The organism is Herbaspirillum rhizosphaerae (genome assembly GCF_046025915.1).
Classification (GTDB): domain Bacteria; phylum Pseudomonadota; class Gammaproteobacteria; order Burkholderiales; family Burkholderiaceae_D; genus Herbaspirillum; species Herbaspirillum rhizosphaerae_A.
This window is the reverse complement of sequence record NZ_JAQQFR010000003.1, coordinates 233,753-247,504: the sequence shown is the minus strand read 5'-3', so window position 1 is coordinate 247,504 and position 13,752 is coordinate 233,753. Positions and strand designations below refer to the sequence as shown.

13 protein-coding genes are annotated in these 13,752 nt (G+C 57.7%); 6 read left to right on the top strand and 7 right to left on the bottom strand.

All coding sequences use genetic code 11. From position 1 onward, the window contains the following. The first annotated feature begins 17 nt into the window (after positions 1-17). Entirely contained in the window at positions 18-830 is an 813-nt protein-coding gene (gene lgt / locus PQR63_RS06090; protein ID WP_408166504.1) for a prolipoprotein diacylglyceryl transferase, read from the top strand. 49 nt (positions 831-879) lie between these two features. On the opposite strand, the gene PQR63_RS06085 is transcribed toward lgt, so the two are convergent. The 4 genes from PQR63_RS06085 to edd all read right to left on the bottom strand — a co-directional run bounded on the left by PQR63_RS06085 (position 880) and on the right by edd (position 4,713). Continuing rightward, entirely contained in the window at positions 880-1,608 is a 729-nt protein-coding gene (locus tag PQR63_RS06085) for a cytochrome c biogenesis CcdA family protein (RefSeq protein WP_408166502.1), read from the bottom strand. A 22-nt stretch (positions 1,609-1,630) separates the two neighbouring features. After that, positions 1,631-2,017: a thioredoxin family protein gene (locus PQR63_RS06080; RefSeq protein WP_408166500.1), complete on the bottom strand. Its 387-nt coding sequence runs from the start codon at positions 2,015-2,017 to the stop codon at positions 1,631-1,633. A gap of 225 nt (positions 2,018-2,242) precedes the next feature. Continuing rightward, complete coding sequence (locus tag PQR63_RS06075; RefSeq protein ID WP_408166498.1) at positions 2,243-2,866, bottom strand: bifunctional 4-hydroxy-2-oxoglutarate aldolase/2-dehydro-3-deoxy-phosphogluconate aldolase; 624 nt, start codon at positions 2,864-2,866, stop codon at positions 2,243-2,245. Beyond that, entirely contained in the window at positions 2,863-4,713 is a 1,851-nt protein-coding gene (gene edd / locus PQR63_RS06070) for a phosphogluconate dehydratase (protein WP_408166497.1), read from the bottom strand. Before edd ends, PQR63_RS06075 begins: the two co-directional genes overlap by 4 nt. A gap of 262 nt (positions 4,714-4,975) precedes the next feature. Between edd and pgi the strand changes: the two genes are divergently transcribed. From pgi to tal, 5 genes are all read left to right on the top strand, one after another. Beyond that, complete coding sequence (pgi, locus tag PQR63_RS06065; protein ID WP_408166495.1) at positions 4,976-6,622, top strand: glucose-6-phosphate isomerase; 1,647 nt, start codon at positions 4,976-4,978, stop codon at positions 6,620-6,622. Positions 6,623-6,689: 67 nt separating this feature from the next. Continuing rightward, the gene (gene zwf / locus PQR63_RS06060) at positions 6,690-8,156 is read left to right on the top strand and encodes a glucose-6-phosphate dehydrogenase (RefSeq protein WP_408166493.1); all 1,467 of its coding nucleotides are present in this window, start codon (positions 6,690-6,692) and stop codon (positions 8,154-8,156) included. A 23-nt stretch (positions 8,157-8,179) separates the two neighbouring features. Then, positions 8,180-9,034 carry an SIS domain-containing protein gene (locus tag PQR63_RS06055; RefSeq protein WP_408166491.1) on the top strand — a complete coding sequence of 285 codons (855 nt, stop codon included), beginning with the start codon at positions 8,180-8,182 and terminating at the stop codon, positions 9,032-9,034. Positions 9,035-9,115: 81 nt separating this feature from the next. After that, complete coding sequence (locus tag PQR63_RS06050) at positions 9,116-10,345, top strand: AGE family epimerase/isomerase (protein ID WP_408166489.1); 1,230 nt, start codon at positions 9,116-9,118, stop codon at positions 10,343-10,345. Between the two features lie 55 nt (positions 10,346-10,400). After that, positions 10,401-11,342 carry a transaldolase gene (gene tal / locus PQR63_RS06045; RefSeq protein WP_408166487.1) on the top strand — a complete coding sequence of 314 codons (942 nt, stop codon included), beginning with the start codon at positions 10,401-10,403 and terminating at the stop codon, positions 11,340-11,342. A gap of 79 nt (positions 11,343-11,421) precedes the next feature. Here tal and PQR63_RS06040 read toward each other — a convergent pair whose 3' ends face one another. The 3 genes from PQR63_RS06040 to PQR63_RS06030 form a co-directional block, all read right to left on the bottom strand. Beyond that, on the bottom strand, positions 11,422-11,802 hold the full coding sequence (locus PQR63_RS06040; protein WP_408166485.1) for a DUF3597 domain-containing protein: 381 nt from the start codon (positions 11,800-11,802) through the stop codon (positions 11,422-11,424). Between the two features lie 245 nt (positions 11,803-12,047). Then, on the bottom strand, positions 12,048-12,899 hold the full coding sequence (locus PQR63_RS06035) for an ABC transporter permease (RefSeq protein WP_094564926.1): 852 nt from the start codon (positions 12,897-12,899) through the stop codon (positions 12,048-12,050). A gap of 42 nt (positions 12,900-12,941) precedes the next feature. After that, positions 12,942-13,751, bottom strand: a complete 810-nt coding sequence (locus PQR63_RS06030; protein ID WP_408166483.1) for an ABC transporter ATP-binding protein — start codon at positions 13,749-13,751, stop codon at positions 12,942-12,944. Position 13,752: the final 1 nt, after the last annotated feature.

Below are 13,752 nucleotides of genomic sequence, written 5' to 3'. Positions count from 1 at the left end.
GTTCTGAAAGAGTTCTCATGCTGATTCACCCGATGCCCAACCCGATCGCCTTTTCCGTCGGCCCGCTGCAGGTGCACTGGTACGGCCTGATGTATTTGCTGGCGTTCGCCCAGTTCATCGCGCTGGGCCGCCTGCGCATCAAGCAACCCCACATCGCCGCCGTCGGCTGGAAGAAAGAAGACCTCGACGACATGCTGTTCTATGGTGTGCTGGGGGTGGTGATCGGCGGTCGTCTGGGCGAAGTGCTGTTCTACAACCCGAGTTATTACTTCGCCAATCCGGCCGACATCATCGCGGTGTGGAAAGGCGGCATGTCCTTTCATGGCGGCTTTCTCGGCGTGATGATTGCGATGTACATCTGGGGCCGCAAGCGCGGTCGTCATCTGATGGACATCATGGATTTCATTGCACCGATGGTGCCGCTCGGTTATGCCGCCGGCCGTCTCGGCAACTTCATCAATGCCGAACTGCCGGGCCGCGTCGCCGATCCGTCGCTGCCGTGGGCAATGATCTGGCCTAACGTCGACAACCTGCCGCGCCATCCTTCGCCGATTTATCAGATGCTAGTGGACGGCATCCTGCTGTTCATCATCCTGTGGTTCTTTTCCCGCAAGCCGCGTCCGCGCATGGCGGTGGCCGGCATGTTCTCGATGCTGTACGGTTGCGCTCGCTTCTTCACCGAATATTTCCGCACGCCGGATTACAACGTCAGCTTCGGCGGCATCACCATCTCGGCCGGGCAGATGCTGTCAGTGCCGATGATCGTTCTGGGGATTGTGCTGTTGATCATCGCGTACAAGAAAAAGAGTGCAGCAGTTTCGACTGCCTGAGCATGCTGTTGAGCGGCGACGCTATCGCCGCTCAATCAGGAAGAACACACTACAGCGATGTCGTCAGCGTCGTGAGCCAGTCGGGCGAATGATCGAGCAGAAAAACTTCCACCGACTTGTCCCATCCCGTCAGGATGAGTAGGCCGATGGCGATGAACAACACGCCCAGCGCAGCCTTCCCCCATGAACCGGCGCCTTGCAGCCGGCCACGCATCTTTAGCATCGCCTGACGTGACAGCATACCCAGCAAGGCGATCGGCAAACCCGCGCCCAACCCGAACACCGCCATCATCGCGACGATCTGCGGCAAGTCGCGTCCCTGACTGGCGAGCGTAATCGCCGCGCCCAGCGTCGGGCCGACACAAGGACTCCAGATCAGTCCGAGCAGCAAACCCACCAAAAACTGACCGCGCAATCCACCGATATTCAGCGCCGACAATATCTTGCTGCCGGCACCGCTTGCACCTGAAGTGGCAACGGCGAAGCGCTCTTGCAATTTCTTTGACAACAGCACGACGCCGATCACGATCAGGACGATCGCAGCCACCAGTTGAAAGTCGCCCTGCCCCACACCAAGACGTGCACCGGCGCTCGCCAGCACGGTACCGATGATGGCGAACGAAGCCGACATGCCCACCGCGACGGCAAACGGGCCGTAACGATGTTCATGGACGGCCGAGCCGATAATCACCGGCAACAGCGGCAACACGCAAGGCGACAAGGTCGACAGTACGCCTGCCGCCAGAGCAATGAAGTAAGAGGTGATGCCAAATTCCATGATGCTTGCTTTCAGCTCGCGATCAGAGCGCCTTGTTGATCAGGCTGTCGATGGATGCCTTGCGGGTGTCACCGGTGGAACGCCCCACTTCCTTACCGCCCTTGAAGATGATCAGCGTGCTTTGCTGCGTGACGTTAAAAGCCTTGACGATATCTTTTTGCGCGTCGAAATCGACTTCAAGGAAACTGACGTTCTTGAACGCAGGATCCTTGATCAGCGCGGAGACGATGGGATCCTGCGCCCGGCAGGTCGGACACCAGTCCGCGTGGACGTGCACGACGACCGGCTTGCCGCTCTTGTTGAGCGCGTCGAACTGCGCCTGTGTGTAATGCTGTCCGGCAGCAAAAACGGTACTGGCGACGCCTGCTTGCAGGAGTAAAAAGACGACGAGTGTTTTGAGGATTTTCATGGTGTTTCCCTTGGTTGCCTGGATGAACATGGTGCGAAGCTTGCTGAATGCCGCTTGCTTTTTGGTCGTTCGATTCCTGGAAATCTTACAGTTTGTTTGCCTGTCGTGTTTTTACGCCGCAAAAAACAAAAAAAGCACATGCATCGGATAGTCGATACATGTGCTTCCATGTTGATGTTGCGGCACTGCTTCTGATGAGAAGTCGTGCCGCTTGCCTGCTCTGGTTTAAGAACGCAGCGCGCTGGCAGCTTTGGCCAGTGCCGTAATCTTGTCCCAATCACCGGCTTCAATGGCTGCCTTCGGCGTCAGCCACGAACCGCCGACGCAGGCGACGTTCTTGCAGGCCAGAAATTGTGGTGCGGTTTCTTGCGAGATGCCACCGGTCGGGCAGAAGGTCACATCCGCCAGCGGACCGGCGATTGCATTGAGCATGCCAACACCGCCTGCAGGTACCGCCGGGAACAGTTTCAATTGACGGAAACCGGCTTCGCGCGCAGCCATCACTTCCGATGGCGTCATCACGCCCGGCAGCAACGGCAAGCCGCTGGATTTGGCAGCCGCGATCAACGCCGCTGTCAGGCCCGGCGAAACACCGAACACGGCACCCGCGTCACGCGAGGCGGCAAATTCTTCCGGGCTGGTCAAGGTGCCGACACCGACGATGGCACCCGGTACTTGCTCGGCAATCGCGCGGATTGCAGGCAGACCATGCTCAGTGCGCAGCGTCACTTCCAGCACACGGATGCCGCCGGCGACCAGCGCCTTGGCCAGCGGCACGGCGTGTTCCAGTTTGTCGATGGCGATCACAGGGATGACCGCCGAAGTACGCATGATTTCCAGGATATTCATACTGTCGCTTTCTCATTTTCCAAAACCGGCGGCAAGCCAAAGCTGGTCCCGCCCTCTTCTGCCGCACTCACATTGGCGCGGAAGACACTGAACAATTCACGGCCCATGCCGGTCTGGTTGCCCGCCAGATCGGCGGTATCCGATGTACGGGCAGCCCATTCGGCTTCCGACACCAGTGCTTCCAGGATGCCGGCCTCGGCGTCCAGACGAATCATATCGCCTGTACGCACAAAACCCAACGGTCCGCCTGCCAATACTTCCGGCGTCACGTGGATCGCTGCCGGCACCTTGCCGGATGCACCCGACATGCGGCCATCGGTTACCAAGGCGACGTGACGGCCCTTGTCTTGCAGGATACCCAGTGCCGGTGTCAGGGCGTGCAGCTCCGGCATGCCATTGGCACGCGGCCCCTGGAAGGTCAATACCGCAACGAAATCCTTGTCGAGTTCGCCTGCCTTGAAGGCCTTCATGAAAGCTTCCTGCGAGTGGAACACAATCGCCGGCGCCTGTACGGCACGATGCTCATGCTTGACGGCAGAAACCTTGATGACCGAGCGGCCCAGATTGCCTTGCAGCAGCTTGAGACCGCCGTCGGCGGAGAATGGGTTGGCAGCCGTACGCAGGACGGTGTCGTCGCCGCTATCCTTCGGCGTCGCTTTCCAGGTGACCTTGCCGTCTTCCATCAGCGGCTCAGTGCAATGTGCACGCAGGCTCTGACCCAAAATGGTCATGACGTCATCGTGCATCAAGCCTGCATCAATCAGCTCACGCAGCACGAAACCGGTGCCGCCGGCAGCATGGAAGTGATTCACGTCAGCAGTGCCGTTCGGATAAATGCGTGTGACCAGCGGAACCACCGACGACAGCTTGGAGAAATCATCCCAGTCAACGATCAGACCGGCAGCCTTGGCGATGGCGACCAGATGCAGGGTGTGGTTGGTAGAACCGCCCGTTGCCAGCAAGGCAACGATGGCATTGACGATGGATTTCTCATCAACCAGGCGGCCGACCGGTGTGTATTGCTGGCCTTGCGCCGTGATCTTCAGCGCCTGCTTGGCGGCGGCGGCGGTCAACACGTCGCGCATCGGCGTATTTGGCGTGATGAAAGCAGCGCCCGGCAGATGCAAGCCCATTGCTTCCATCAACATCTGGTTGCTGTTGGCGGTGCCGTAGAAGGTGCACGTGCCGGCATCGTGATAGGACTTGGATTCGGCTTCGAGCAATTCAGCGCGACCGATCTTGCCTTCGGTGTAGAGCTGGCGGATTTTGACCTTTTCGCTGTTGCTCATGCCACTGGTCATCGGACCTGCGGGAACAAACACGGCTGGAATGTGGCCGAAGTGCAAAGCACCGATCAGCAGACCGGGAACAATCTTGTCGCACACGCCCAGATAGAGTGCCGCGTCGAACATATTGTGCGACAGCGCTACGGCGGTGCCCATGGCAATGGCGTCGCGCGAGAACAGCGACAACTCCATGCCTGTCTGGCCCTGGGTAATACCGTCGCACATGGCCGGCACGCCACCGGCGAATTGCGCTACACCGCCCTCTTCGCGAATGGCGTCCTTGATGATCTGCGGGAAACGTTCAAAAGGTTGATGCGCCGACAACATGTCGTTGTAGGACGAGACGATCGCCACCGAAGGCGCACGATCCTGTTTCAGTTTCAGTTTGTCGTTGGCAGGGAATGCGGCGAAGCCGTGGGCAAGATTGGTACAGGATAGTGCACCGCGTTGCACCCCTTCATGACGCGCAGCATCGAGGCGCGCCAGATAGGCAGTTCGATAAGGCCGACTACGTTCGGCGATGCGTCGTGTGACGCTGGCTAAGGTAGCGTTGAGAGACATGTTGGGTTCCTGATAGCGTTAACAAATGTAATTTTACTACAAAACTTCAAATAAAACTCCGTCTTTTACCCGTTTTGTTGAGGTGCACTACAAATGAAACCAATTGCTTATTTTTCTTACCAACCTATGACAGCTGCGTTACAAGTCGATTTCAAACGCGAATGTGGCGAATCGTATTGTAGTGAAATTACCATAAAAGTAGTAATTCATGTATAGTAAAGATTCTTCCCGACCGACCCCACTTTAGCCAAGATTGCAGAACATGCCGCACACAGCACTCACAGCGACCGCAGCCTTCCAAGCACTTTTGTCTCACCACGCCGATGTCCGCGACCGGCACATGCGCGACCTGTTCGCCGCCGATACCAAACGCTTCGACCACATGACCGTGAAGGCCGCCGGCATCCTGTTCGATTATTCCAAGAACCGCGTCGACAATACTACGCTCAAGTTATTGTTTGAGCTGGCGCGTGAACGCGGTGTAGAAACGCAGCGTGCTGCCATGTTCAGCGGCGACAAGATCAATTTCACAGAACACCGCGCCGTACTGCACACGGCTTTGCGCGCACCGCGCGGCCAAAGCCTGCAAGTAGATGGACAGCACATCGGCGAGGACGTTCATGCCGTTTTGGATCGCATTCACGGCTTTGTCGAGCGCGTGCGCGACGGTCAGTGGCTGGGCCGCAGCGGCAAACCGATCACCGACATCGTCAATATCGGCATCGGCGGCTCGCATCTGGGGCCGCAAATGGCCTGCACGGCGTTGCGCACTTTTGCCCATCCGCGCCTGACCATGCACTTCGTCTCCAACGTCGATGGTCACGATCTGGACGAAGTGCTGCAACAAGTTGACGTCGATACAACACTGTTCATCGTCGCGTCCAAAACTTTCACCACGCAGGAAACCATGATGAACGCGACGTCGGCGCGCAACTGGTTCCTCCAGCGTGCAGGCGAATCCGATCTGGCGAAGCATTTCGTCGCGGTATCGACCAACACCGACGCCGTGCGCGCTTTCGGTATCGATCCTGAGAACATGTTCCCTTTCTGGGACTGGGTCGGCGGGCGCTACTCGATGTGGTCGTCCATCGGTTTGTCGATTGCGCTGGCAATCGGCTTCAAGAATTTCAGCGACTTGCTGGCGGGCGCACACGCGATGGACAAGCATTTCTGCGAAGCGCCGCTGGATCAGAATATGCCGGTCATCCAGGCACTGATCGGCATCTGGAACCGTAATTGCTTCAACAGCGAATCGCTGTCGATTGCACCGTATCATCACGATCTGCGCCACTTCCCGGCATACCTGCAACAGCTGGAGATGGAGAGCAACGGCAAGCGCATCACCCGCGACGGTACGGCTGTCGGCGTGGCGACCTGTCCATTCATCTGGGGTGATGTCGGCACCAACGGCCAGCACGCTTTCTTCCAGTTGCTGCATCAGGGCACCGACATCACGCCGATCGACTTTATCGCCGTACTCAAACCGACCCACGACCTGCCCGGCCACCATGCCGTGCTGCTGGCCAATTGCTTTGCGCAATCGGAAGCCTTCATGCGCGGCAAACAAGCGGAAGAAGTGCGCGAAGATCTGCGCAAGCAAGGCGTCGACGAGGACGAAATCAATTTCCTGTTGCCACACAAAACCTTCAACGGCAATCGTCCGAGCAACACGCTGTTACTCGAAGAATTGACGCCGGCAACGCTGGGGGCGCTGATCGCCCTGTATGAGCACAAGACCTTCGTGCAAGGCACGATCTGGGGCGTTAACAGCTTCGATCAATGGGGCGTGGAATTGGGCAAGGTATTGGCCAAGACTATCCAGTCCGAGCTGTCCGGTGAAGCCGTGCCGGCGCGCCACGATTGCTCGACCAATGCCCTGATCGCGCTGGCCAAGCAAGCCCTGTCCTGAAGCGGAAATCGCAACTGACCGGCAACTAATTATTTACCGAACAACTGACTGAGACAAGAAGACTGCTATGGCTATTTCCGATTTTGACCTGGTTTTATTCGGCGGCACCGGTGATCTGGCAATGCGCAAACTGCTGCCTGCGCTGTATGCGCGGGATCGTGCACGCGATCTGGTGCCAAGTGCACGCATCGTCTGCATTGGGCGTGACAACAAGACCAATGAAGAGTTTTTGCAAATCGTCGAGCAAAACTCCAAACCGCATATCAGCAGCGCAACCATGGATGCCGATGTCTGGCAACGCTTTTGCGGCCGCATCCAGTATGTGTCGCTGAACGCAAAAGAGCCGGCAACTTATCAGAATCTGGTCGCCGCCCTGCGCAACGATCCGGCCATCTCACACGTGTTTTATCTGGCGACGCCGCCGACCTTGTTCTCCATGATCTGCGACAACCTGTCGCAAGCCGGTCTGGCAACGCCGAACGCACGCGTGGTGCTTGAGAAGCCTCTCGGCCATGATCTGGAAAGCGCTAAGGACATCAACGCACAAGTCGGCCGCTACTTCAGCGAATCGCAGATCTTCCGTATCGATCACTATCTCGGAAAAGAAGCAGTGCAAAATCTGCTGGCGCTGCGCTTCGGCAATGTGCTGTTCGAGCCGCTGTGGCGCCGTGAATGGATTTCCGATGTACAGATCACCATCGCTGAAGAACTTGGCGTGGGTGGTCGTTTCGACTACTACGACACGTCCGGCGCACTGCGCGACATGTTGCAAAATCACTTGCTGCAACTGCTGTGTATCGTCGCGATGGAACCGCCGGTATCCAACTCGGCCGACTCCGTGCGCGATGAAAAACTGAAAGTCCTGCGCTCCCTCAAACGCTTCACGCCAGCTACGCTGGCGATGAATGTCGTACGCGGCCAATACCGCGCCGGCCACGTCAATGGCGTGGCGGTGCCCGGCTATCGCAAGGAAGAAGACGCCAATCCGGATTCGCGTACCGAGACTTTCGTGGCCGTCAAAGCAGAAATCGATACTTGGCGCTGGGCCGGCGTGCCTTTCTATCTGCGTACCGGCAAACGCATGGCCGACAGTCTTGCTGAAATCGTGGTGCGCTTCAAGAGCGTGCCGCATTCGATCTTCGCGCAGAGCAACGCCACACCGAACTGCCTGGTAATTCGCCTGCAACCGGACGAAGGCCTGCACATGAATCTGATGGCCAAGACCCCCGGCGATGGCATGCGTCTGAAGCCGGTCGAGCTGGAACTGGATTTCCGCGAAAAATTCAAGACGCCGCGCATGGAAGCCTATGAACGCCTGCTGCTCGACGTGTTGCGCGGCCAGCTGACGCTGTTCATGCGCAGCGATGAGTTGGAAGCGGCGTGGGAATGGGTTGAACCCATCCTCGAACATTGGGATCAGGAAGAAAGCGATCCGATTCCTTACAGCGCCGGCACCTGGGGCCCAGCAGCGGCAAGCGCGCTGATCGGCCGCGACGGTTTGCAATGGCGTGAAGAAGCGCTGCCGGAAGTTTAATTTAAAGACTGAACAGAAGCTCCATGCTACTCGACTCCATCCGCACGCATATCAATTCGCTCTCCAAATCGGAGAAGAAGGTCGCGGCGGCCATCCTCGCCAATCCTCAGCTTGCGCTGCAAGAGAACCTGACGGCGCTGGCCAAGAATGCCGAAGTGTCGGAGCCGACCGTGATCCGCTTTTGCCGCGCCATCGGCTACGAAGGCTGGCATGACTTCAAACTCAAGCTGGCGCAAAGCCTGGCGCTTGCCCTCCCCGGCGCCAATGAATCGCTGGGGCAGGACGATCTCGCCGTGGATCTCGTCAACAAGATCTGCAGCCGCTCGATCAACACGTTGCTCGACTTGCGCAATCACCTCGACCCGGACGCCATCCAACTGGCGCTTGATGTCCTGACGCGCGCCAGCAAGATCGAGTTCTACGGCCAGGGCACTTCCGGCATTGTCGCCAACGATGCCCAGCACAAGTTCTTTCGTTCGGGCGTGCCGACCGTGGCCTACTCCGACCCGCACATCCACAGTATCGCGGCGTCGCTGCTCCAACCCGGCGACGCAGTTGTGGCAATCTCGCAGCGCGGCGGCAATGCGGCCTTGCTGCGCAGCGTACAGCTGGCACGCAAGGGTGGAGCCGATATCATCGTACTGGGACCGAGCGGCACGCCGCTGGCGGAACTGGCAACCGTGCTGGTGCCGATTGATCTGAGTTTTAACATCGACCCTTACACGCCGATTTCCGCGCGTCTGGCGCATCTGGTGGTGATCGATATTCTGGCAGTTGGCCTTGCGCTGCGACGCGGCCCGGAATTCCGCAAGAAGATGCAGAACGCGCAGAAATCCCTGCAAAAATTCGATATGCAGTTCGACTCCTTCTTCCGCTGATCGCGTCTTTCCTTTACTCTGGAGAGCAGCACTTTTGCCCTCCACACATAATCATCCGCAACCATTCGTTGAGTTTTTCCCATGACATCAGCAACGACACCGACAGCATCCTTTCGCACTCCGGCCTTCCTGCACCAGCGCCTGCAACGCGATATCGATTTCTTCACGAAACACGCGTTCGATCCGGCCGGCGGCTTCTTCCATTACCTCAATGACGACGGCAGCGTCTATGACACCAGCCGCCACTTGGTCAACAGCACGCGCATGGTGTTTTGCCATGCGCTGGCGTACCGCGCTACCGGCAAGGAAACGCATCGCGAGGCTGTACGCCACGGCCTGAAGTTTTTGCAGGAACAACACTGGCAGCCAAGCTACGGCGGCTATGCCTGGGTCCTCAAGGACGGCGTGCCGGTGGATACCACACAACATTGCTATGGCCTGGCGTTCGTGCTGCTGGCATATGCACATGCCTACGACATCGGTGTGGAAGAAGCGCGCACGCACATCGACGCGACCTTCGATCACATGGAAAAGCTGTTCTGGTCTGAACAGCACGGTCTCTACGCCGATGAAGCGACGCCCGAAGGCGTGGTCTCATCCTATCGCGGCCAGAACGCCAACATGCATAGCTGCGAAGCGCTGCTGGCGGCCTATGAGGCCACGGGCGACATCCGCTTCCTGCATCGCGCTGAGCGCCTGGCACGCAACATCACGGTGCGCCAGGCTGCGCTTGCCAACGGCTGGATCTGGGAACACTACGCCGCCGACTGGAAGATCGACTGGGAATATAACAAACACGACAACACCAACATGTTCCGCCCTTGGGGATACCAGCCCGGCCACATGACGGAATGGTCCAAGTTGCTGCTGATCCTCGAACGCCATGCGGAACATTTGCAAGACGATGCCAGCTGGCTGGCGCCGCGCGCACGCGCCTTGTTCGACGTGACTATCCCCGTCGCCTGGGATGAGGAAAACGGCGGCCTGTTCTACAGCATTGCGCCCGACAACAGCGTGTGCGACGGCGACAAGTATTTCTGGGTGCAGGCCGAATCGCTGGCCACCGCCGCCCTGCTGGCACAGCGCACCGGCGAGGCGATCTACTGGGAAGTCTACGACCAGCTCTGGTACTACAGCATGCAGCATCTGATCGATCAGGAACGCGGCGGCTGGTATCGCATCCTGCAACGCGACAACACGCGCTACGGCCCCGAAAAGCCACCGCACGGCAAAACCGACTTCTACCATCCGCTCGGCGCGTATCTGGAGTCGCTGAACGCCGTCGGTGCTCCGCTGCCGAAAAAGCGATAGCGCCCGAAAACTTACGTAAAATGCCATTTGGCCCATTCACAAGAGATCGCTTGCCATGAACCAGTTAGAACAGCTCAAGCAGTACACCACCGTCGTTGCCGACACCGGCGATTTCGAATCCATGAGGGCATTTGCTCCGCGTGACGCGACTACCAATCCTTCACTGATCCTGAAAGCGGTGAAGAAAGACGAGTACAAGCCACTGCTGGAAAAGGCCGTACATGACAACCGCTGGAATCAGCATGAGATCATGGACCACCTGCTGGTGGCTTTCGGCGCAGAGATTCTGAAGATCGTTCCTGGCCGCGTTTCTACTGAAGTCGATGCCGGCTTGTCGTTCGATACGCAAGCCACCATCGACAAAGGCCGCGCGCTCATCGATCTGTATTCCCGTGCCCGCATCCCCAGAGAACGTATCCTGATCAAGATCGCCTCCACCTGGGAAGGCATCCGCGCGGCTGAAGTACTGGAACGCGAAGGCATTCGCTGCAATATGACCTTGCTGTTTTCGCTACCGCAGGCAATCGCTTGCGCAGAAGCCAATGTCCGCCTGATTTCACCATTTGTCGGCCGTATCTACGACTGGTACAAGAAAGCAGAAGGCACGGAATTCACCGGCGCCAACGATCCTGGCGTGCAGTCGGTGCGCAGCATTTACGACTACTACAGCTATTTCGGTTACAAGACTGAAGTGATGGGCGCCAGCTTCCGCAATACATCACAGATCATCGAACTGGCGGGCTGCGACCTGCTGACCATCAGCCCCGATCTGTTGAAAAAACTCACCGAAAGCGACGAGCCGGTGACACGCAAGCTGACCCGCGAAGCGACGCAAGAGCAGGCTAGCCCTCCTCCGCGAACCTCGGAAAAGGATTTCCGCTTCCAGTTGAACGCGAGCGCCATGGCGACGGAAAAACTGGCGGAAGGCATCCGCCTGTTCTGCGCAGACACCCACACGCTGAATCAAATGATTGAAGAGACGCGCTCTGCCATGTGACGCATTCACGTCCGGCAATCAATACAATAGAAAAGAGGCGCAACAGCGCCTCTTTTCTATTGTCCGACACAATCTCTCTTTAGTGCTTCAGCTCGTCCGGAACCTTGCCGCCATTTTCAGCCACCTTAGTCATGACCTTTTTGTGCAGCCAGACATTCATCGCCGCTGAATCGTTCATATCACCCTGATACAGCAACTCCGTTGCCAGTTCCTTGCGTGCTGCCAGGCTGCTGTCCAGATCAAGCAGTTTCATCAGGTCGACAATAGATGTTTGCCAGTTCAGTTTCTGTGGATTCTTTTCGGCCATGTCGTTCAGGATGGACTCTACGTCCACTAACGGTGTCACCTGCCCGGCGACAACACCGGTATCCGATGCAGGCGCGGTGGTATTAGCGGCGTCATTCTGGGTGGGATGAGACGAAGGAAAAATCTTGCTGAAAATGTTGCTCAGAATGCCCATGGCGTTCTCCTGAAAGGGAATAAACAAAGCTGTTGCGGGAAAGAAGCAACAGCCAGCTGAGAAAACCCTGGACAGGTGAAGTTCCTGCGCATTTTGTAACGCGGTGACAAGTCATCGGCTTACCGAAAAGCTTCGATCGTTATTGCAGCTTTTCACGAAACATAAATGAAAAGAGGCGGAATATCCGCCTCTTTTCATTCATCGCATTTTTTGCCGCATTGCTGCTCGCCAAGCGCGAGCCAAGATTACATTTTTTCAGTCTCGCCGGATTTCGGCTGCCACTTCATCAGACGCTTTTCGATCACACCGACCGCCACATCCAGCACCAGCGCAAACGCCGTCAGCACAACAATCCCGGCAAATACGGTATTGATGTCAAAGCTGCCTTCCGCCTGCAAAATCAGATAGCCGACGCCACGTGCCGAGCCGAGGTACTCGCCCACCACGGCGCCGACGAACGCCAGGCCGATAGAAGTATGCAAGCTGGAAAACACCCACGATGTTGCCGACGGCAGATACACCGTACGCAACAATTGACGTGCATTGGCACCGAGCATGCGCGCATTGGCCAGCACCACGGGGCTGACTTCCTTCACGCCCTGATAGACGTTGAAGAACACGATGAAGAACACCAGCGTCACCGCCAAGGCGACCTTGGACCAGATGCCCAGACCGAACCACATCGCAAAGATCGGCGCCAGAATCACGCGCGGCATCGAGTTGGCGGCCTTGACATAAGGATCGAGGATGGCCGACGCCACCGGCGACAGCGCCAGCCAGAGGCCGACACCGAGGCCGAGCACGGTGCCGATGCCGAAGGCCAGCACGGTTTCCGTCAAGGTGACCAGCAAGTGCGAATAAATCTCGGCAGGGAAAGTCAGCGTAAAGAACGTGGTGTCGCCGAAGCCGACTTCCAGCGAGCCGCTGCCGACGGTGAACCATTGCCAGATACGCACGGCGACTTTCAGCGGTTCGCCGAAGAAGAAGGCAGTTTGCTCATTGCGTGTGGCGATGTGCCAGACGCCGAGCACGACGACCAGCACCAGCAATTGCCAGAAGCGCAGATTTTTATGACTTGGTTTGAGGAGTTTCCACATGATGATTCTTTGTTCAGTTTTCTATGTCGACCGGCTGAGGACTCAGGCCGCGGTTTTTTGTTGCTGATATCCCTTGAGCACTTCATCGCGCAAGACCGACCAGATTTGCTGATGCAACTCGACAAAACGGGGATGCGTGCGAATTTCGGCAACGTCGCGCGGACGCGGCAGGTCAATCGTGAACTCGCCGATAGGATGCGTCGCCGGGCCGGCCGACAATACAACTACGCGATCGGACATGGCGATGGCTTCATCAAGATCGTGGGTGATGAATAGTACGGCCTTCTTCTTGGCGTTCCACAAATCCAGCACTTCGTTTTCCATCAGCTGGCGCGTCTGGATGTCGAGCGCGGAGAACGGTTCATCCATCAGGATGATGTCCGGATCCATGATCAGCGTTTGCGCCAGCGCCACGCGTTTGCGCATGCCGCCTGACAGTTGATGCGGATAGCGGTCGCCGAAACCTTTGAGGCCGACGCGCGCCAACCATTGTTCTCCGAGCTCCCTTGCTTCACGATCATCGAGGCCGCGGTATTGCAGGCCGGCGATGACGTTCTCCAGCGCGCTGCGCCATGGCATCAGTGCTTCAGCCTGGAACATGTAGCCGGCGCGCTTGTTGATTCCCTCGAGTTCTTCACCGAATACCTTGATGCTGCCAGACGAGGGTTGCAGCAAGCCTGCACCGACGTTGAGCAAAGTCGATTTGCCGCAGCCGGTCGGCCCCACGACCGAAACAAATTCGCCCGGCGCAATCGCCAGCGTGGTGTTGGCGACGGCGGTATAGCGTTGTGTGCGGTCATCCTTGGAAACAAAAGTGCAGGTAATGTCGTCGAGAAAAAGTGCTGGCGTCATA